14 protein-coding genes are annotated in these 19,937 nt (G+C 72.5%); 11 read left to right on the top strand and 3 right to left on the bottom strand.

What is annotated here, in order from left to right; translation table 11 throughout:
• Positions 1 to 100: 100 nt before the first annotated feature.
• The 11 genes from AAW13_RS22120 to moeZ all read left to right on the top strand — a co-directional run bounded on the left by AAW13_RS22120 (position 101) and on the right by moeZ (position 13,633).
• Positions 101 to 1,423, top strand: a complete 1,323-nt coding sequence (locus AAW13_RS22120; RefSeq protein ID WP_420855483.1) for a DUF3152 domain-containing protein — start codon at positions 101 to 103, stop codon at positions 1,421 to 1,423.
• A gap of 56 nt (positions 1,424 to 1,479) precedes the next feature.
• Positions 1,480 to 1,572, top strand: coding sequence for an Ms4533A family Cys-rich leader peptide (locus AAW13_RS47630; RefSeq protein ID WP_338059060.1), 93 nt, complete (start codon positions 1,480 to 1,482; stop codon positions 1,570 to 1,572).
• Positions 1,573 to 1,738: 166 nt separating this feature from the next.
• Positions 1,739 to 3,457 carry an ABC transporter substrate-binding protein gene (locus tag AAW13_RS22115; RefSeq protein WP_046730488.1) on the top strand — a complete coding sequence of 573 codons (1,719 nt, stop codon included), beginning with the start codon at positions 1,739 to 1,741 and terminating at the stop codon, positions 3,455 to 3,457.
• Between the two features lie 4 nt (positions 3,458 to 3,461).
• On the top strand, positions 3,462 to 4,577 hold the full coding sequence (locus AAW13_RS22110; protein WP_071659640.1) for an ABC transporter permease: 1,116 nt from the start codon (positions 3,462 to 3,464) through the stop codon (positions 4,575 to 4,577).
• On the top strand, positions 4,574 to 5,572 hold the full coding sequence (locus tag AAW13_RS22105) for an ABC transporter permease (RefSeq protein WP_046730487.1): 999 nt from the start codon (positions 4,574 to 4,576) through the stop codon (positions 5,570 to 5,572). The genes AAW13_RS22110 and AAW13_RS22105 overlap by 4 nt, the downstream gene beginning before the upstream one ends.
• Positions 5,569 to 7,161, top strand: a complete 1,593-nt coding sequence (locus AAW13_RS22100) for a dipeptide ABC transporter ATP-binding protein (protein ID WP_046730486.1) — start codon at positions 5,569 to 5,571, stop codon at positions 7,159 to 7,161. The genes AAW13_RS22105 and AAW13_RS22100 overlap by 4 nt, the downstream gene beginning before the upstream one ends.
• A gap of 266 nt (positions 7,162 to 7,427) precedes the next feature.
• Positions 7,428 to 9,128, top strand: coding sequence for a glycosyltransferase (locus AAW13_RS22095; protein ID WP_046730485.1), 1,701 nt, complete (start codon positions 7,428 to 7,430; stop codon positions 9,126 to 9,128).
• 254 nt (positions 9,129 to 9,382) lie between these two features.
• On the top strand, positions 9,383 to 10,525 hold the full coding sequence (locus AAW13_RS22090; RefSeq protein WP_240528686.1) for a hypothetical protein: 1,143 nt from the start codon (positions 9,383 to 9,385) through the stop codon (positions 10,523 to 10,525).
• Between the two features lie 169 nt (positions 10,526 to 10,694).
• A complete protein-coding gene (locus tag AAW13_RS22085; protein WP_046730484.1) occupies positions 10,695 to 11,654 on the top strand; it encodes an NAD-dependent epimerase/dehydratase family protein in 960 nt (319 codons plus the stop codon).
• Positions 11,642 to 12,391 (top strand): spherulation-specific family 4 protein, encoded by a 750-nt coding sequence (locus AAW13_RS22080; RefSeq protein WP_046730483.1) that lies wholly within the window; start codon positions 11,642 to 11,644, stop codon positions 12,389 to 12,391. The genes AAW13_RS22085 and AAW13_RS22080 overlap by 13 nt, the downstream gene beginning before the upstream one ends.
• Positions 12,392 to 12,454: 63 nt before the next feature.
• A complete protein-coding gene (gene moeZ, locus AAW13_RS22075) occupies positions 12,455 to 13,633 on the top strand; it encodes an adenylyltransferase/sulfurtransferase MoeZ (RefSeq protein ID WP_046730482.1) in 1,179 nt (392 codons plus the stop codon).
• A gap of 62 nt (positions 13,634 to 13,695) precedes the next feature.
• Here the strand turns inward: moeZ and AAW13_RS22070 are convergent, their stop codons facing one another.
• The 3 genes from AAW13_RS22070 to AAW13_RS22060 all read right to left on the bottom strand — a co-directional run bounded on the left by AAW13_RS22070 (position 13,696) and on the right by AAW13_RS22060 (position 19,817).
• On the bottom strand, positions 13,696 to 15,243 hold the full coding sequence (locus tag AAW13_RS22070) for an alpha/beta hydrolase (protein WP_046730481.1): 1,548 nt from the start codon (positions 15,241 to 15,243) through the stop codon (positions 13,696 to 13,698).
• 223 nt (positions 15,244 to 15,466) lie between these two features.
• Positions 15,467 to 17,011 (bottom strand): alpha/beta hydrolase, encoded by a 1,545-nt coding sequence (locus tag AAW13_RS22065; RefSeq protein WP_046730480.1) that lies wholly within the window; start codon positions 17,009 to 17,011, stop codon positions 15,467 to 15,469.
• 61 nt (positions 17,012 to 17,072) lie between these two features.
• Complete coding sequence (locus tag AAW13_RS22060; protein ID WP_046730479.1) at positions 17,073 to 19,817, bottom strand: lysylphosphatidylglycerol synthase domain-containing protein; 2,745 nt, start codon at positions 19,815 to 19,817, stop codon at positions 17,073 to 17,075.
• Positions 19,818 to 19,937 lie beyond the last annotated feature (120 nt).

The raw sequence follows: 19,937 nt of genomic DNA, 5'->3' as shown, positions 1-19,937 counted from the left end.
ACGCCACAGCCGCCGCGGCCCGGCACCCAAGGATGATGCCGCGGGCATAACGGGCGGGGGGCCGGCCTCCGACAGCACCCCCGCGCGGGGAGTGCCGCGGATGGCGGACGGGACCCCCGCGCGCGGGATGCGACGTCTCCCCGACGGCGCGCCCGCACAGGGCGTACCGCGCTCGCCTGACGGCACGCCGGCGCGGGGCGTGCCGCGTTTCCCCGACGGCACCCCCGCGCGCGGTGTCCCGAGCGTCCCCGGCGGCGTCCGGGCCGACGGCGTGCCCCGTGGCCCCGGCGGCGGTCCGGCCGACGGCGTCCCGGGGGTCCGGGGCGGGCATCCCGAGCAGCGGGAGGCGGGCGGTGGCTGGGGCCGGCCGGGCGGCGGACAGGCAGGCGTGTCGATACCGAGGCAGCGGCAGCGCCCGCCCGGCGGGCCCAGGCAGGAGTACGTCGACGCCTTCGACGAGGACGCCGACGCCTTCACGCCCCGTCCCGGTATCGGTGCCCAGCGTGCGGAAACGTATCGGCCGGACACCGGCCCGGGGATCTCTCCGCTCGCCTCCGAGCCGTACGGCGACGATGACGACGCGCCGCCCACCGGCGTGCCCGCGCAGGCCAGGGGCGGCAAGGGCCGGGCCTTCACCGGCGTCGCGGCCGCCGCCGTCACCACCGTGCTCGCGGTGATCGTCGCCGGGCAGGTCGCGGACGGACGCGGCAGTGGCGTGCGGACCGAGTCGGCCGCCGGTGACACGCGGGCCACCGACGGCGCCGCCTCGCGCGGCGACAGTCGTACGACGCCGTCGGTCTCCGCCTCGCCGAGCGTGGCCACGCTCTCGTACGAGCAGGCGATGGACAAGAAGTACCCGCTCAGCGCCACGCTGGCCGGCTCCGGGAAGTTCGCGGCCGTCCCCGGCGGCGCGAAGGCGCCCGGCAAGGGGCGCAAGTACACCTACCGCGTCGACGTGGAGCAGGGACTCGGCCTGGACGGGAAGCTGTTCGCCGACGCCGTGCAGAAGACGCTCAACGACGACCGCAGCTGGGCCCACGACGGCGCCCGCACCTTCGAGCGGGTCTCCTCGGGCAGGGCCGACTTCGTGATCACCCTCGCCAGCCCCGGCACGACCGCCGAGTGGTGCGCCAAGTCCGGCCTCGACACGACCGAGGACAACGTCTCCTGCGACTCGGCGTCCACCCAGCGCGTGATGATCAACGCGTACAGATGGGCTCAGGGCAGCAAGACGTACGGCGACAAGATCCACGCCTACCGGCAGATGCTGATCAACCACGAGGTCGGCCACCGGCTCGGCTACGGCCATGTGACGTGCGACAAGGACGGCGAACTGGCGCCGGTCATGCAACAGCAGACCAAGTTCCTGGACCACAACGGAATCCATTGTCTGCCCAACGCCTGGCCGTATCCCAAGAGTTGACAGGTGGCGCATACATCACATTGACATGAGCAGAAAGTTCATACATATTTCTGGGCATGTCGTCCCCCCACGCCTCTTCGCGCGCCGCCATCGAGCTGGCGCTCATCGGCGTGACCGCGCTCTGCGTGGCCGACATCCACTGTCGCTGACGCTCGCCCTCTGGCGTTCGCGTCGCGATTTCTCCATGCTGCCGTGACCTGGGTCACGGCTCTTTCGGCGGCCTGACGCCAGGGCAGACGTCTGTTCACTTTCGTCTCACTCCTCGTCAATCTGTCTCACTCTTCGAGACACGCCTTCCGAGAGGTCGTCATTCCGATGCGTCAACCGTCCGCCACCGCGCGCCGTGTGGCCGTGGCAACCGTCAGCCTGGTCGTGGCAGCGGGTGCCGCCGCCTGCGGGCCGAAGGACAACGATGCCAAGGGTTCCGGTGGCGACTCCACGCCGCACAAGGGCGGCACGCTCACCGTCCTGAACTCCGACCCCCAGTCGGACTTCGACCCGGCCCGGCTGTACACCTCCGGTGGCGGCAACGTGCCCTCCCTGGTGTTCCGTACGCTCACCACCCGCAACCGCGCGAACGGCGCCGCCGGCACCAAGGTCGTGCCCGACCTGGCCACCGACACCGGGCGCCCCAGTAAGAACGCGACCGTGTGGACGTACACCCTGAAGGCGGGCCTCAAGTACGAGGACGGCACCGCGATCACGTCCGCCGACATCAAGTACGGCATCGAGCGGTCCTTCGCCCCCGAACTCTCCGGCGGCGCGCCCTACCTGCGGGACTGGCTGGTCGGCGCGGCCGACTACCAGGGGCCCTACAAGGACAAGAAGGGGCTGTCGGCGATCGAGACGCCGGACAGCCGCACGATCGTCTTCCATCTGAACAAGCCCGAGGGCGAGTTCCCGTACCTGGCCACGCAGACGCAGTTCACGCCCGTCCCGAAGGCCAAGGACACCGGCACCAAGTACGAGGAGCACCCGGTCTCCTCCGGCCCCTACAAGGTCGTCGAGAACGACAACGACGGTGAGCACCTGGTACTGGAGCGGAACACGTACTGGTCGGCGTCCGTCGACGACCAGCGCAAGGCCTACCCGGACAAGATCGACGTCAAGTCCGGTCTCGACTCGGCCGTGATCAACCAGCGGCTGTCGGCGTCTCAGGGCACGGACGCGGCCGCCGTCACCACGGACACCAACCTCGGTCCGGCCGAACTCGCCAAGGTGACCGGCGACAAGGCACTGGCCGCGCGGGTCGGCACCGGCCACTTCGGCTACACGAACTACATCGCGTTCAACCCGACGGTGAAGCCGTTCGACAACCCCAAGGTGCGGCAGGCGATCTCCTACGCCGTCGACCGGTCGTCCGTGGTCAACGCGGCGGGCGGCAGCGCGCTCGCCGAGCCCGCGACCACCTTCCTCCCGAACCAGAAGGCCTTCGGCTACACGCCGTACGACCTCTTCCCGGCCGGCGCCACCGGCAACGTGGCGAAGGCCAGGGAACTGCTGAAGGAGGCGGGTTACCCGAAGGGGCTCACCGTCACGCTGACGCACGACAACGCCCAGAACTTCAGGACCAGCCCCGAGATCGCCACCGCCGTCCAGGACGCCCTCAAGAAGGCCGGCATCACGGTCAAGCTCCAGGGCCTGGAGGACAACAACTACTCCGACACCGTCCACAGCGTGAAGACCGAGCCGGGCTTCTTCCTCTCGGGCTGGGGCGCCGACTGGCCCTCCGGCGGTCCCTTCCTGGCCCCGATCTTCGACGGCCGGCAGATCGTCAAGGACGGCGCGAACTTCAACAACAGCCTGCTCAACGACGCGTCGGTCAATGCCGAGATTGACGCGATCAACAAGTTGACCGACCTCAACGCCGCCGCCGAGCGGTGGGGCGCGCTGGACAAGAAGACCGGCGCCCAGGCCCTGACCGTGCCGCTGTTCCACCCCGTCTACAAGCGGCTGGTCGGCAAGGACATCAGGAACGTCGTGATCAGCGACTGGACCGGTGTCCTGGACATCTCCCAGGTCGCGGTGAAGTGACGCCGTGACCGAGGCACTCGTCTCCCCCCAGGCCCCCGAGGCGCCCGCCTCGGGGGCTTCGGGGGCTCGCCAGTTCTGGCGGCGGCTGCGCGCACAGCGGGCCGCCCTGGTCGCGGCGGTGATCGTCGCCCTGCTCGTCCTGATCGCGCTCGCCGCGCCCCTGCTCACCGCCCTGGAAGGGCAGGACCCGACCACCTACCACCCCTCCCTGGTGGACTCGGCGCGCGGCGGCGTACCCATCGGCTCCCTCGGCGGCATCAGCGCCGACCACTGGCTCGGTGTCGAACCGCAGACCGGCCGGGACCTGTTCGCCCGGCTCGTCTACGGAGCCCGGGTCTCCCTCGGCGTCGCCCTGGCGGCGACCACCGTGCAGGTCGTCCTCGGCGTCGTCGTCGGCGTCACGGCCGGGCTCGGCAACCGATGGGTTGATCAACTGTTGAGCCGGATCACCGACATCATCGTCGCCATGCCGCTGATCATCATGGCGCTGGCCCTGCTGGCCGTCGTGCCCAGCAGCTTCCCCAGGCCGGTCCTGGTCTCCCTGATCATCGGCTTCGTCGCCTGGGGCACCATCGGGAAGATCGCCCGCGCCGCGACCCTCTCCCTGAAGAACCTCGACTACGTGGCCGCCGCGCGGCTCAGCGGCTGGAGCACCTGGCGGATCGCCCGCCGCGAACTGCTGCCCGGACTCGCCGCGCCCGTCATCACCTACGCCGCGCTGATGGTGCCGGCCAACATCTCCATCGAGGCCTCCCTGTCCTTCCTCGGCGTCGGCGTGAAGCCCCCGACCCCCTCCTGGGGCCAGATGCTCACCTCCGCCAACGTCTGGTACCAGGCGGCCCCGCAGTACCTGCTGCTGCCCGCGGGCGCCCTCTTCGTCACCGTGCTCGCGCTCACCGTGCTCGGCGACGGCGTCCGCACCGCCCTCGACCCGCGCTCGGCCTCCCGGCTGCGCGTCGGAACCGGCCGCGGGCGGGAGACGACGGCGGCCGTCGCGGCGGCGGCCCACGCGGCGGCTCCCGTGCCGGCGGCGAACCCGGCTTCCGGGACGGATCCGGTTCTCGCGACGGACCCGGTTTCCGGGACGGATCCGGCTTCCGCGAAGGAGGCCAGGTCATGAACGGCTTCGCCGGATTCGCACTGCGCCGCGTGATCGGCGCGGTCATCACCCTGCTGGCCATCTCGGTCATCGTCTACGTCGTCTTCTACGTCACCCCCGGCAACGTCGCCCAGATCACCTGCGGCCCCCGCTGCTCGCCGGAACAGGTGCACCAGGTCACCCAGCAACTCCGGCTCGACGACCCGCTGTACGTCCGGTACTGGCACTTCCTGGAGGGCATCGTCGCCGGCCAGGACTACTCGACCGGCACCTCCGTCGCGCACTGCGCGGCGCCCTGCCTCGGACTGTCGTACCAGAGCGACCAGCAGGTCACCCAGATCATCCTCACCAAGCTGCCGGTCAGCCTGTCACTGGTGCTCGGCGCGATGGTGCTCTGGCTGCTGCTGGGCGTCGGCACCGGCATCCTGTCCGTCTGGCGGCGCGGCCGGTTCACCGAGCGCGCCCTGACCGGCCTCACCCTGGCCGGCATCTCCACACCGGTCTTCGTCATCGGCCTCGTCCTGATGATCGTGGTCTGCGGGCAGCTGGAGCTGCTGCCGTTCCCGGAGTACGTCCCCTTCGCCGACGACCCCGAGCAGTGGGCCTGGAACCTGCTGCTGCCCTGGCTGACCCTCGCGGTCGCCGAGGCGGCCTACTTCGCCCGGCTGACCCGGGCGTCGATGCTGGAGACCCTCGCCGAGGACCACATCCGCACCTTCCGCGCCTACGGCGTCGGCGAACGGGCGGTAGTCGGCCGGCACGCGCTGCGCGGCGCACTCGCGCCGATCATCGCCCTGAACGCCAACGACGTCGGCAGCGCGGTCGGCGGAGCCGTGCTCATCGAGACCCTCTTCGGCCTCCCCGGCATCGGCCAGGAACTCGTCCACGCCGTCACCGTGGTCGACCTGCCCGTCGTCGTCGGCATGGTCCTGGTCATCGGCTTCTTCGTGGTCCTCGCCAACGCCGTCGCGGACGTCCTGTACGCGCTGGCCGACCGACGGGTGGTACTGACGTGAGTCTCGTCCGAGTCACTGATCTGACCGTGGAGTTCGGCGCCCTGCGAGCCGTGGACGGGCTCTCCTTCACCCTCGCGGCGGGCGCCGCCCTCGCGCTGGTCGGCGAGTCCGGCTCCGGCAAGTCCACGGTCGCCTCGGCCCTGCTCGGCCTGCACCACGGTACGGGCGCCCGGGTAGGCGGCTCGGTCGAGGTCGCGGGCGTCGACGTGCAGACCGCGTCCGACGAGGAACTGCGGCGGCTGCGCGGCGCGAAGGCGGCGATGGTCTTCCAGGACCCGCTGTCCTCCCTGGACCCGTACTACGCGATAGGCGACCAGATCGCCGAGGTCCACCGCGTGCACGCGCGCGTCTCGCGGCGGGCCGCACGCGCGCGTGCCGTCGAGGTCCTGGACCGCGTCGGCATCCCGGACGCCGCGCGCCGGGCCCGGTCCCGCCCGCACGAGTTCAGCGGCGGCATGCGCCAGCGCGCGCTGATCGCCATGGCACTCGCCTGCGAGCCCGAACTGCTCATCGCCGACGAGCCCACCACCGCCCTCGACGTGACCGTCCAGGCCCAGATCCTCGACCTGCTGCACACGCTGCGCGAGGAGTCCGGCATGGGGCTGCTGCTCGTCACCCACGACGTGGGCGTCGCCGCCGAGAGCGTCGACGACGTGCTCGTCATGCGGCACGGCCGCGTGGTGGAACAGGGCCCGGTCGCCGCCGTGCTCGGAACGCCCGCACGGCCGTACACCCGTGAACTGCTCTCCGCCGTCCCGCGCGTGGACGCGGTGCGCGCGCCGTCGCAGGCGTCCGACGAGGTCGTCCTGGAGGCGGTCGGCCTGAGGCGTGACTTCGGGCGCGGCCGCCGGGCGTTCACGGCCGTGGACGACGTGTCGCTGACCGTCCGCCGGGGCGAGACCCTCGGTGTCGTCGGCGAGAGCGGCAGCGGCAAGACGACGCTCGGCAGGATGCTGGTCGGGCTGCTGGAGCCGACGGCGGGGGAGGTCCGTCACGACGGGCACGCGCGCGCGGGCGTGCACCCGGTCGTCCAGATGGTCTTCCAGGACCCGGTCTCCTCGCTCAACCCGCGCCGCAGCGTGGGCGAGTCGATAGCCGACCCGCTCCGCGCCCGCGGCGAGCGGGACGAGGGGCGCGTCCGGGGGCGGGTGAAAGAACTGCTGGAGCGTGTGGGGCTCGAAGGGGCGCACTACGAGCGCTATCCGCACGAGTTCAGCGGTGGCCAGCGCCAGCGCGTGGGCATCGCGCGGGCACTCGCGGCCGACCCGCGCGTCATCGTCTGCGACGAGCCGGTCTCCGCGCTGGACGTCACCACCCAGGCCCAGGTCGTCGCCCTGCTCGGCGAGCTCCAGCGCGAACTCGGGCTGGCGCTCGTCTTCGTCGCCCACGACCTCGCCGTCGTGCGTCAGGTCAGCGACCGGGTCGCGGTCATGCGGCAGGGCCGGATCGTGGAGACCGGTCCCGCCGACGAGGTGTACGACCACCCCCAGGACCCGTACACCCGGCAACTCCTGGCCGCCGTACCCGCCCTCGACCCCGAGGTCGCGGCCCGGCGCCGGGCCGCCCGGCGGGAACTGGCGTCGGCGTGACGTTTCCGCTGCTCGGCCGGGCGCCGTGAGGTGACGTTTCGCTGTCGGACGATCTCTTAGCGCGACCGAACGCGGTCCGCACGTGAAAGTTACGACCGTTCACCCCTTTTGGTGGCGCGATGGACAACCGTCCGTCGCGCCACCGCCTTGTCCGCATACGTTCGTCCCGCTGCGAGCCGCCGACGCGACGGCGGCTCCCATACGCGAGATCGATCGGGGGTGCACACGTGCGCATCGGACTGCTTACGGAGGGTGGTTATCCGTATGTGAACGGTGACGCCGGACTCTGGTGCGACCGGCTCGTGCGCGGGCTCGGGCAGCACGAGTTCGACGTCTACGCACTCAGTCGCGGCCGCCGCCAGGAAGACGAGGGCCGGCTGGAGCCGCCCCCGCACGTCAGCCGGGTCCGGACGGCCCCCCTGTGGACCGCAGAGGAGGACGGCGTCGCGTACGGCAGGCGCGCGCGCCGGCGTTTCGCCGAGAGATACGGGGAGCTCGCGCAGGTGTTGTGCGCTGGGCCGAGCGGGCGCGCCGCGACCGGTCCCGACGGCCCCGACGCCGTACCCGGTCTCATGGCGGACCGTTTCGGCAGCGCCCTCTACGGACTCGCCGAACTCGCCCGTGACGAGGGCGGGCTGGTCGGTGCCCTCCGCTCCGACACCGCCGTACGCGCGCTCGAGCGCGCCTGCCGCGCGCCCGGCGCACACACCGCCGTGCGCGGGGCGCGGGTATCCGATCTGCTCGACATCGCGACCCACCTCGAACGCGCCCTGCGCCCCCTCTCCCTCGACTGGTACGGCGACGACGGCCTGGGCGCGGCCGACCTCTGCCACGCCACCGCCGCCGGCCCCGCCGCCCTGTCCGGCCTGCTCGCCGGGCACTTCTCCGACGTCCCGCTGCTGGTCACCGAGTACGGCGCGCGACTGCGCGCGCACTATCTCGCCGCCGGTCCCGAGGCGGCCACCCCGGCCGTGCGCACCCTGCTCGCCGCGCTGCACGGCCGGCTCGCCGCGGAGGTCTACGGCCGCGCCGCGATCATCACCCCGGGCAACGCCCACACCCGCCGCTGGCAGGAGCGCTGCGGCGCCGACCGGGCCCGGATCAGGACCGTGCATCCCGGTATGGAGGCCGCCCGGTTCACCGAGGTCGGCGAGGCCCCGGACCGTGCGGACCCGCACACGCTCGTCTGGGTCGGCCGTGTCGAACCCGCCAAGGACCTGGTGTCGCTGCTGCACGCCTTCGCGGAGGTCCGCAAGGAGGAGCCCAAGGCGCGACTGCGGGTCGTGGGCGCCCCCGCCGGTCCGGAGGGCGCCGCCTATCTGGGGCACTGCAAGGCGCTCGCCGCGCAGCTCTTCCCCGACGAGGCCGAGGGCGTGCACGCGGTCGGTGACAACCCCGTCTGCTTCGAGGAGATCGGCGGCCCGGAGGCGCCCACCCTCGCCGACGCCTACGCGTCCGGCACCGTCGTCGTCCTCTCCAGCGTCGTCGAGGGGTTCCCGGTCGGTCTCGCCGAGGCGATGTTCTGCGGCCGCGCGACCGTGTCCACGGACGTCGGCGCGGTGGTGGAGGTCATCGGCGGCACCGGTCTCGTCGTACCCCCGCGCAATCCGCGGGCGCTCGCGGAGGCGTGCGTGGCACTGCTGCGCGACCCCGAGCGCCGCGAGCGCCTCGGCGCCGCCGCGCGCGCCCGGGCACTCGAACTCTTCACCGTCGAGCAGAACGTCGCGGCATTTCGCGGCATTTACCTGGAGATCGTCTCGCACTGCCCGGTGCGCCGCGTCGTCCTCGACGAGTCGGGCGAGCCGCTGCCGTTCGCCGTCCCCGCCGAGGCCCATGTGCCGGGCCGCTGGACCGGCCCCACGGCCCAGGTCGCCGGCCGGCGCGGGCCCGGCCGGGTGCCGGGCGCCACGGCGGGGACCACCCCGGTGCGGGCCACACCGCTCAAGGCTCCCGAGGGGGCGCGGTGAACGGCGACGGGCGCGGCGCGACGAGCGGCTACGGGCGCGGTGCGACGGGCGGCGGCGGGCGCGGTGCGACGGGCGGGGGTCCGGGGGCACCGGACCGGCCGGGACCGCCGAGCCGGGCCGATGCGTGGGACGCCCGGTCGGGGGAGTGGCTTCCGGGACCCGAGGAGGGCGGTCCAGGAGACTCCTCTCCGTACGGAAGCGGCCGACCGGGACCGGCCGCGGCCGCCATGGCTGCCACGGGAGGCGCGGATGGCATGGGCGGCCAGGACCCCGCCGGGCGCCGCAGGTCCAGCCCGCGACGCGGCGCCGGCGACCCCGTGAAAGCGCTGCTGCACCGTCATCGCGCCCTCTGCGAGCGGGCCGTCGACCCGCTGGAGATCGCCGCCGGCCTGGAGGCACACGGCGTCACCGACCGGACCGCCGCCGGCTTACGGCACCGTGACGTCTTCTCGCTCGCCGAGGAGCTCTACGCGCGCGTGCCCCGCGTCGACGAACACCGCCCGCATCCCGAACCGGCGCCCACGCCCCGCGTACGCGCCGACTGGGCGCTCCTCGCGCTCCTCCCGGGCACCGTCGCCGCGCTGACCGTGACCGGCGTACGGCTCACCCAGGGCCGCCCACGGCTCCTGCTGGCAGTCGCCGGCGCCCTCGCCGTCGCCCTGGCCCTCCGCCTCGCGCTGCGCCGCGGCCCGCTGGCCGCGCCGTCCCGCGCGCTCGCCCGGCGCACCGCGACCGGCACCCGCGCCTGGACCTGCTGGCTCCTCGGCTACGCCCTCCTCGGCGACGGCCTGCTGCGGGCCGTCCTCGACGGCGGACCCCACGGCCTCCCGACCGGCACCGCGCACGGCACCTGGCCGGTGGCCACCGTTCCCGTCCTCGCCCTCGCCCTGGCCACCGCCCCGGCGGCCTGGAGCACCCACCTCCTCACCACCGGTGCCCGCCGCCGGCTCGCCGGCAGCCGCGGCCTGGAGGAGTTCACGGCGGCCGTCCAGCCACTGCTGCTCGGTACCTTCGCTCTCTCCCTGGGCGCCCTCACCGGCCTGCTCGCGCTGTGCGGCACCGTCCTCGGCGAGGCCGCCGGCTACCCGCAGGCCCTCACCCTCGGCGCCCTCCTGCTGCTCGCCCGCCTGCTCGCCGTCCACCACGCCCCGCGCGGAGCCGGCCCCGCCCTCGCCGCCGCCGCCGTCGCGGAAGCGGCGGCCGTCGCCCTGGTCCTCGCCGGCCGGCTCCCCGGCTGCGCCTTCCTGGCCACCCCGGTCGACGCCCTCGCCGAGGTGGCGGGCCCGGGCGGCGTCCCGGCCCTGGCCTGCGGCGCGGCCGCCCTGGCGCTGCTGTTCCGGGCGGCCCGCACCCTCACCCGGGCCTCGGCCCACGCCCCCACGGGAGACCCCGAGTGAGTCAACTCTTCCCGGGCCACGCCATGCCGTCCCGGCGGCCGGCGCCCGGCGCCTCGTCCGAGGCAACCGCACCCCTAGAAGGAGACCACCAGATGACCATCTCCCGACCCGGACCCGGAGCGTCCGGAACCACCGGAGTCGCCGGAGCGCACACCCCGGGAGCCACGCGATGAGGGTCCTGCTGATCGGAGCGAACGGATACCTGGGCCGCTTCGTCGCCGACCGGCTGCTCGCCGACCCGGCCGTCCAGCTCACCGCACTCGGCCGCGGTGACGACGCCGATGTCCGCTTCGACCTCGCCACCGGCAGCCCCGGCGCCCTCACCCGCTTCCTCGACGCGGTCCACCCGGGTGTGATCGTGAACTGCGCCGGCGCCACCCGCGGCGGCGCCCGGGAACTCACCCGGCACAACACCGTCGCCGTCGCCACCGTCTGCGAGGCCCTGCGCCGCAGCGGCTGCGGCGCCCGGCTGGTGCAGATCGGTTGCAGCTCCGAGTACGGCCCGAGCCAGCCCGGCTCCTCCACGGCCGAGGACGCCGTGCCCCGCCCCGGCGGCCCGTACGGCGTCAGCAAGCTCGCCGCCACCGAACTGGTCCTCGGCTCCGGCCTGGACGCCGTGGTCCTGCGCGTCTTCTCGCCCGCCGGGCCCGGCACCCCGGCCGGCTCCCCGCTCGGCCGGCTCGCCGAGGCGATGCGCCGCGCCATGCAGTCCGGCGACGGCGAACTCAAACTCGGCGGCCTCGGCGCCCAGCGCGACTTCGTGGACGTCCGCGACGTCGCCCGCGCCGTGCACGCGGCCTCGCTCTCCGCCGCCCAGGGCGTCATCAACATCGGCTCCGGGCGCGCCGTCCGCCTGCGCGACGCGGCCGCCGTCCTCGCCCGGGTCGCCGGATACGGCGGCGCCCTGCACGAACTCGACGGCCCGCCCGGCCCGCTGCGCGGCGCCATCGGCCACCCCCGCCTGGACCCCGACCACGCGGCCCCGGTCGCGTACCCGTACCCGGACGGCTGCGGCAGCTGGCAGCAGGCCGATGTGCGCTGTGCCCGCGACCGGCTCGGCTGGCGGCCCCGTATCAACCTGGAGGAATCCCTCGCGGACATCTGGATGGAGGCGGCATGCCGCATCTGACCAGCCCTCGGGCGGGCGCCACCACCACCGGCGTCCGCACCGCGGTCGGCATCCCCGGCTATGCCCACCCCCTCCTCGCGCCCGCCCAGTGGGCCGAACTCGCCCGCCCCGGCACGCCCCTGCACTGGGTCGTCCTCGACGTGGCGAACGGCCCCGGCAGCCGGCCCGACCCGCACTGCCTGGAGGCGGCCGGCCGGCTCCGCAACGCGGGCGTCCGTGTCCTCGGCCGTCTGGACGCCACCCACGGCGCCCGCCCACGCGCCGACCTGGTCACCGACGCCCACCGCTTCCACGAGTGGTACCGCGTCGACGGCTTCCTGCTGGACCGCTGTCCCACCGAGCGCACCGCGCTTCCCGAAATCCGCCGCACCGTCGCCGCGCTCCGTGACATCGGTGACCGCCCCCACATCGTCCTCGGACACGGCACCCACCCCCACCCGGGTTACGCCGAGAACGCCGACCAACTGGTCACCTTCGCCGGCCCCTGGAGCGACTACCGCTGGTCGCAGGTGGCCGAGTGGACCGCGGACTACCCGCCCGAACGCTTCTGCCACTTCGTCCACGGCGTGCCCCTCGGCCACCTCGACGAGGCCCTGCGCATCACCCGCTGGCAGGGCGCCGCCACGATCTACATCACCGACCGGACCGATCGCGGCGGCAGGGCGGATCCGTGGGAGGCCATGCCCGGTTACTGGGACGAGATCGTCTCGCGGATCGGAACAGGTGTCTCGGAATGAAGAAGGCCGTGGCAGTGTTACAGGGAGAACAAACGTAGTGATAGACCGATCAACGGAGTCTCCGTGTCGCTGCCACCCCTGGTCGAGCCAGCTTCTGAGCTCACCGTAGACGAGGTCCGCAGGTACTCCCGCCACCTGATCATCCCGGACGTCGGGATGGACGGGCAGAAGCGGCTGAAGAACGCCAAGGTGCTCTGTGTCGGTGCCGGCGGCCTGGGCTCGCCGGCGCTGATGTACCTGGCCGCCGCGGGCGTCGGCACCCTCGGCATCGTGGAGTTCGACGAGGTCGACGAGTCGAACTTGCAGCGTCAGATCATCCACAGCCAGGCCGACATCGGCCGCTCCAAGGCCGAGTCCGCCCGGGACTCCGTCCTCGGCATCAACCCGTACGTGAACGTGATCCTTCACGAAGAGCGGCTCGAGGCCGAGAACGTGATGGACATCTTCAGCCAGTACGACCTGATCGTCGACGGCACGGACAACTTCGCGACCCGCTACCTGGTCAACGACGCCTGCGTGCTGCTGAACAAGCCGTACGTATGGGGCTCCATCTACCGCTTCGACGGCCAGGCCTCGGTCTTCTGGTCCGAGCACGGCCCCTGCTACCGCTGCCTGTACCCGGAGCCCCCGCCGCCGGGCATGGTCCCGTCCTGCGCCGAGGGCGGTGTCCTGGGCGTGCTCTGCGCGTCCATCGGCTCCATCCAGGTCACCGAGGCCATCAAGGTCCTCACCGGCACCGGTGAGCCCCTGGTCGGCCGACTGATGATCTACGACGCCCTGGAGATGCAGTACCGCCAGGTCAAGGTCCGCAAGGACCCGGACTGCGCGGTCTGTGGCGAGAACCCGACCGTCACCGAGCTCATCGACTACGAGGCCTTCTGCGGCGTCGTCTCCGAGGAGGCCCAGCAGGCGGCCGCCGGTTCGACGATCACTCCCAAGCAGCTCAAGGAGTGGATCGACGAGGGCGAGAACATCGAGATCATCGACGTCCGCGAGCCGAACGAGTACGAGATCGTCTCCATCCCGGGCGCCAAGCTGATCCCCAAGAACGAGTTCCTCCTGGGCACCGCCCTGGAGGGCCTGCCGCAGGACAAGAAGATCGTCCTGCACTGCAAGACGGGCGTCCGCAGCGCGGAGGTCCTCGCGGTCCTCAAGTCCGCGGGCTTCTCCGACGCCGTCCACGTGGGCGGCGGCGTGATCGGCTGGGTCAACCAGATCGAGCCGGCGAAGCCGGTCTACTGAGCACGGTTCCCACGGTGGGCGGGGGCTTCGGGCACGGCAGGTGCCCGGGGCCCCCGCCTTCGTCATGAGCAGACCTTGCCGTCCTTCGGGACCGTGCCGTCCAGCAGATAGGCGTTCACCGTCGAGTCCACACAGTCGCTGCCACTGCCGTAGGCACCGTGGCCCTCGCCCTTCCAGGTCAGCTCGACACCGACGCCCTTGCCCAGCTCGTCGGCCATCCGCCGGGCGCCCTCGTACGGGGTCGCCGGGTCCCCGGTGTTGCCGACCAGCAGGATCGGGGCCGCGCCCGCGGCGCTCACCTCCGGGGTGTCGTACTCCCCGGCCACCGGCCAGTCGTGGCACCAGCCGGCCGTGTCCCAGCCCAGGAAGTCCCCGAAGACCGGGGAGATCTTCTCGAACTCGGGCAGCAGCCTCTTCGTCTCGGCGAGTGTCGGCCGCTGCTTGTCGTCCAGGCACGATATGACCCGTTGGGACTGGGTGGTCGTGCCGTAGTGCCCCGCGGAGTCACGGTCGTTGTACTGGTCCGCGAGCGACAGCAGCTCAGTGCCGTCGCCCTCCTCGGCCGCCTTGAGCGCGCCGGTCAGCGTCGGCCAGCTCTCTTCGCTGTACAGCGGCAGGACGATGCCGGTGACCGCGAGGGTCTGCGTCAGCTTTCGCCCGGAGGATGTCGGCAGCGGCTTCGCGTCGAGCGTCTTCAGCAGGTCCGCGATCTTCCGCGATCCCTGCTTCGGGTCCTGCCCGGTGGACTTCAGGTAGTCGTCCAGTGCCCGCTGGAAGCCCTGGGCCTGGTTCTTCGCGTGCCCGACCGAGTCCGCGGTCGGGTCGACCACCGCGTCCAGGACCAGCCGTCCCACCCGCCCAGGGAACAGGTGGGCGTACACACCGCCCAGTTCGGTGCCGTAGGAGATGCCGAAGTAGTGCGTCTTCGTGTCGCCGAGCACCTGGCGCATCAGGTCCATGTCGCGGGCCGTGTCGGTCGTCGAGACATGCGCGATCAGCTTGCCGGCGGCCTTCTCGCAGCCCTTCCCGAAGTCGGCCGCGTCCTGGAAGTACGCCGTCTCCTCGGCCGCCGTGTCCGGTGTCGCGTCGACCGACTCGGCGGCCTGGACGGCCTTGTCGCCGCGGCACCGGACGCCCTCGCTGGCGCCCACTCCGCGCGGATCCCAGCTCACCAGGTCGTACCGCGCGCGCAGCGCGGAGACGGTGGAGGCGTAGTACGGCAGCGTCGAGACGCCCGAGCCGCCCGGGCCGCCGAAGTTGAACAGCAGCGAACCGATCCGCCTGCCCTGGGCCCCGCTCGCCTTCGCCCGGATCAGCGCCAGCCCGATGGTCTCCCCGTCCGGCTTCGCCCAGTCCAACGGCACCTTGAGCGTCGCGCACCGCCACTCGTCACCCGGCGCGGCGGAGTCCGAAGCGGCCTTGCAGCGGCCCCAGTCGAGCTTCTGGGAGGTGAGGGAGGCAGGCAGGACACCGGAACCGCCGACGGAGGCCGACGGCCGCTCGGACCGGGTCTTCCCCGGCTCCCCGCCCCCACCGGACGACCCGCCGCCGCACCCGGCCACCAGCAGCCCGGCGGCCACGACGGCCCCCCACCGTACAGATCGAGACATGCGCTCACATCCCCCACACAGGCCCTCCGCAGGTTCGTCGCGGAAAGCGGTCAGGCCATAGTAGGCGGAACGCACGAAGCCCGATCATGCCTGTGGATAACCCTCTGACCTGTGTGTTCATGTCGCCCCGTCAGAGGTGCGGGGAACTGCGGGGGCAACCACGACGCCACCGCGGCCGCGTCACCACCCTCTCGGCACCACCTCTCGGCACCACCCGGCGCGCTCACGCACACACGGTCCCCGCCGTCGGCACCGTCCCCTCCAGCAGGTAGCCGTTCACCGCGCCCTGCACGCACCGGTTCTTGCTGTCGTACGCCCCGTGCCCCTGCCCCTGGTACGTCAGCTCGACCCCGACGCCCTGGCCGAGCGCCTCCACCATCTTCTTCGCGCCCTCGTACGGAGTGGCCGGGTCCCCCGTGTTCCCGACGACCAGGATCGGCGCCGAGCCGGGCGCGCTCACGTCGGGGTGGTCGGCGGCGCCCGGCACCGCCCAGTCCGTGCAGCTGACCATGGACCAGGCGAGGTAGTCGCCGAACAGCGGGGAGGCGGCGCGGAACTCGGGCAGCTTCTGCTGGACGTAGTCGGCGGTGTACCGGGGTCTGTCGTCGGCGCAGTTGATGGCGGTGTTGGCCGCCGTGATGTTGCTGTACTCGCCGTTCTGGTTCCGGCCGTTCATCGAGTCCGACAGCAGCATCAGGACCTTTCCGTCACCGTCGTAGGCCTCCTCCAGGCCCTCGGTGAGGTACTCCCAGAAGTCCTTGGAGTACAGGGACTGGGCGATGCCGTTGGTGGCGGCGGTCTGGGTCAGCATGCGGGGCAGGATGCCGGGGATCGGCTTCCTGTCGAGGTCCACGAGGAGCTTGGCGATACGGTCCTTCACGTCCTGCGGGGTGTCACCGATCGGGCACGGTGTCTTCTTCGAGGTGCAGTCCTCGGCGAAGTTGTCGAGCGCGAGCTGGAAACCCTTGGCCTGCCCGAGCGAGCTCTGTTCCGGGTCCTGGGTGGGGTCGACGACGGCGTCGAACACGGCCCGGCCCACGTTCTTCGGGAACAGGTGGGCGTAGACGCCGCCGAGTTCGGTGCCGTAGGAGATGCCGAAGTAGTGCAGTCGCCGGTCGCCCAGGACCTGGCGCATGAGGTCCATGTCGCGGGCGGCGTCGGTGGTGGGCACGTGCGGCAGGATCGTCTTGGAGTTCTTCTCGCAGGCGGCGTTGAACTGCTGGGTGCGCTTGATCAGCTGGGTGCGTTCGGCGCTGGTGTCGGGCGTCGCGTCCTGCTGGAAGTAGTCGTCGAGCTGGGCGTCGTTCTCGCACTCCACGGGGTCGCTGCGGCCTACCCCGCGCGGGTCGAAGCTGACGAGGTCGTAGCGGGTGCGCAGGGCCGCGTAGTCCGCGCCGAACGCCGGCAGGGTGGTGACACCGCTGCCGCCGGGGCCGCCGAAGTTGAAGACCAGGGACCCGATCCGCTTGTCCGGGGCGCCGCTGGCCTTGGCGCGGATCAGGGCGAGCCCGATGGTCGCGCCCTTCGGCTTCGACCAGTCCAGGGGCGCCTTCATGGTGGCGCACTGCCAACTGGCGCCACCCGGCAGCGGGGAGGGCGAGTCGCCGCCGCCCTCGGCCTCGTCGGGGGCCGGGCACGCCTTCCAGTCCAGTTTCTGTGCCGTCAGATCCTGGTTCTCGGATCCGCCGCCGCCGCATCCGGTCAGCACGGAGGACAGCACCAGGGCGGTGGTCAGGGCGGCGACACGGATCCGGCTGGGCTTAGGCATACCTCCATCGTGGGGTCGCGCCCCACCGCGCGCGCGGGGCGCGAGCCGTACGAGGTACGGCCTACAGCGCGCCCTTGCGGGTGAGGTGGTTGAAGGCCAGCCAGCCCGGCAGGACCGGCAGCCACAGGGTCAGCAGCCGGTACAGCAGGACGGCGGGGGCCGCGACCTCCTTGGGCAGCCCGACGGCGATCAGGCCGACGGTCAGGGTGGCCTCGACCGCGCCGACGCCGCCGGGTGTGGGTGCCGCGGAGCCGAGCGCGTTGCCGGCGAGGAAGACGACGGCGACGCTGGCGATGCTCAGCGAGGTCGACTGGTCGCCGAAGGCGCGGATGGAGGCGTCAAGGCACATCACGAAGCAGGCGGTCAGCAGCAGCATGCCCCCGATGCCGGTGACGAGCTTCTGCGGCCGCTGGAGCACGTCCAGCATGCGCGGCACGACACCCGCGAAGAGCGATCGCACGCGTGTGGCGACGAATTTCCGCAGGAAGGGCACCGAGGTCACCACGAGGACGAGGACGGCCACCGTCAGCAGGCCCGCGATGACGGTCCGGGACGGTGACAGGGACGGTGTCTTCTCGGTGCCGGTCAGGTAGCCGAAGGACAGCAGCATCAGGATGTGACAGCCGAGCCCGAACAGCTGGGAGGCGCCGACGCTCGCCACCGCGCCCCCGGGGCGGACCCCCGCGCGTTGCAGGAAGCGGGTGTTGAGGGCGACACCGCCGACGGCGGCGGGCGCCACGATCTTCACGAAGGAACCGGCGACCTGCGCCGCCACGGTCCGCACGAAGGGCACCCGCTCGGGCACGAACCCGAGCAGGGACATCGCGGCGGCGACGTAGCTGAGCGCGGAGAAGGCCACCGCGGCGATCACCCAGCCCCACTGGGCCTGCGCGAACAGGGTGTTGAACTCGATGTGGGTGAGCTGAGTGAGCAGGTAGTACGCGCCGATCGCACCGGCCATGAAGCTGATCAGGGTGCGTGGCCGCACCCGTTCGAGGCGGGCGGGCTCGACCGGTGCCTGGGGCCTGATCCGCAGCACCTGGTGCCGGATCTGGGTGAGCAGGTCCTCCTCGCGGGCCTCCTCCAGCGCGTCGTCCAGGGCCCGCTTCTCGGCCCGCTGCTCGGCGCGCACGGTCTTCTTGTCGGGCTTCTCGGCCTCCTCCGCACGGGCCTGCTTGGCCTGCCGGGACGCCTCCAGGACCGCGTCGCGCTCGCGCTGGGCGCGTTCCCTGGCGAGTCTTCGCAGCGTCGCGCGCGTGGAGCGGGTGAGCGCGATCGGCTGGAGCATCGGCAGGCAGTCGGCGACGGCGTCGGGCCCGAGGACGCCGACCGCCGAGGCCACCGCCCGCTCGGCGCCCACCCGCAGGCCGAGCGTGGTGACCAGCTGGGCGACGTCCATGCGCAGCAGCAGCTCACCGGCCGCGATCTCACCGCCGCGCAGGTCGGTGAGGATCACCGTGCCGGAACGGTCCACCAGGATGGCGTCGCCCGCGAGCCTGCGGTGCGCGATCCGGCGTGACTGTAGCGCCTGCACCTGGTGCCAGGTGTTGCGCAGCAGGTCGTCGGTGATCTCCTCGTCCGCCAGCGAGTCGAGGGTACGGCCGCCGGTGTGCTCGTAGACGAGCATCACGGCGTCGGGGCCCAGCTCGGAGGTGGCGATCAGCTTCGGGGCGTTGGCACCGGCCGCGATCGCCGCGTACGCCAGCAGTGCCTCCTGCTCCAGGGCCTGGCGCAGGGACTGGAGGCTGGAGCGGGTGGCGAAGCCGCGCAGGGTGAGGTTGCGCCAGGCCCGGTAGAAGAACCCCTGGGCCTGCTGCTCCCGGTCGACGACCGTGACGTCCAGTGGCGGCCCGTCCTCCAGGGTGACGAAGTAGCGCCGGCCCCGGTCGCCGTTCTCGGAGTCCAAAACCTCCTCGCGGGCCGCGCCGACCGGGTGGAAGCCGACGTGCCGCAGCCCCGCCAGCAGGGTCCGCCCGGTGGGGCGGACGTTGGGCGAGCCGACCGCGTACAGCGTGCCGTAGGCGACGGTCCAGCCGATCAGCACGGTGAGGATGATCGAGAACGGGGTGGTGTAGCCGGTGACCAGCATGGAGAACGCGTCGAGGAGCAGCACGATCCACAGGACCGAGCGCCATCTCGGCCGCCGGGACATGCCGACGGCCGTCATGTAGGCGATGACGGGAGCGAGATAGCCGTGCACCGGGTCGGTGAGGGCGTGGATGTCACCGGGGGAGGGCTGGGTGAGCGCCTCCTGGATCGAGCCCGGCGCGGCCCTGGCCACCCACAGGTCCGTGGCGAGGGTCACGCCGTGCGCGAGGACGGCCGCGAGCACGCCGTCGGCGATGCGCAGCCCGTCCCGTTTGATCAGCCGCTCGATCGCGAACGCGACCGGCACCAGCAGGATCGCGATGCTGGAGGCCAGTCCCGCGAACCTGATCAGCAGGTCCGGGGCCTGGCCGGTGCCCTTGTTGATGTCCTGCTCGAGCCCGGAGGTGGTGCCGTGCGCGAACGCGGCGATGCCGAGCAGCACGACGATGCCCAGCACACCGACCAAAAGCCGCATGAGGTCGGAAGGACGGTGCACGCGCGCGGGGAGGAGCGGTTCGTCGCCCTCCACCTCGTCGGCGTGTGTCTCGTCCGGCACGTGCTCCGCCTCGGCGGGGTCGGGGTCGGGGTCGGCGGCCGGCTCGGGGTGCGCCGTGCCGGAAGTTGCGGCGTCCGGGCGCGCGCCGGCGTCAGGGGTGCCCGCCGCGCCGTCGGGGTGCACGCCCTGCTGCTTGGTCGTCTCTTCTTGATCTCGTATCACCAGTCACCGCCCGCACGATGGTGGCATGCCCCACCGACACCGGAGGGCATCAGGGTGCAGATGCGGGGGCGCACAGTCTGCCCCAAGCGCCGCCAGAGGGCGAGGTGGCGCCGGACCGCG

Source organism: Streptomyces humi (assembly GCF_001005085.2).
Taxonomy (GTDB): Bacteria; Actinomycetota; Actinomycetes; order Streptomycetales; family Streptomycetaceae; genus Streptomyces; species Streptomyces humi.
The sequence above is the reverse complement of the archived record's forward strand: the minus strand, read 5'-3'. Positions and strand labels throughout refer to the sequence as shown.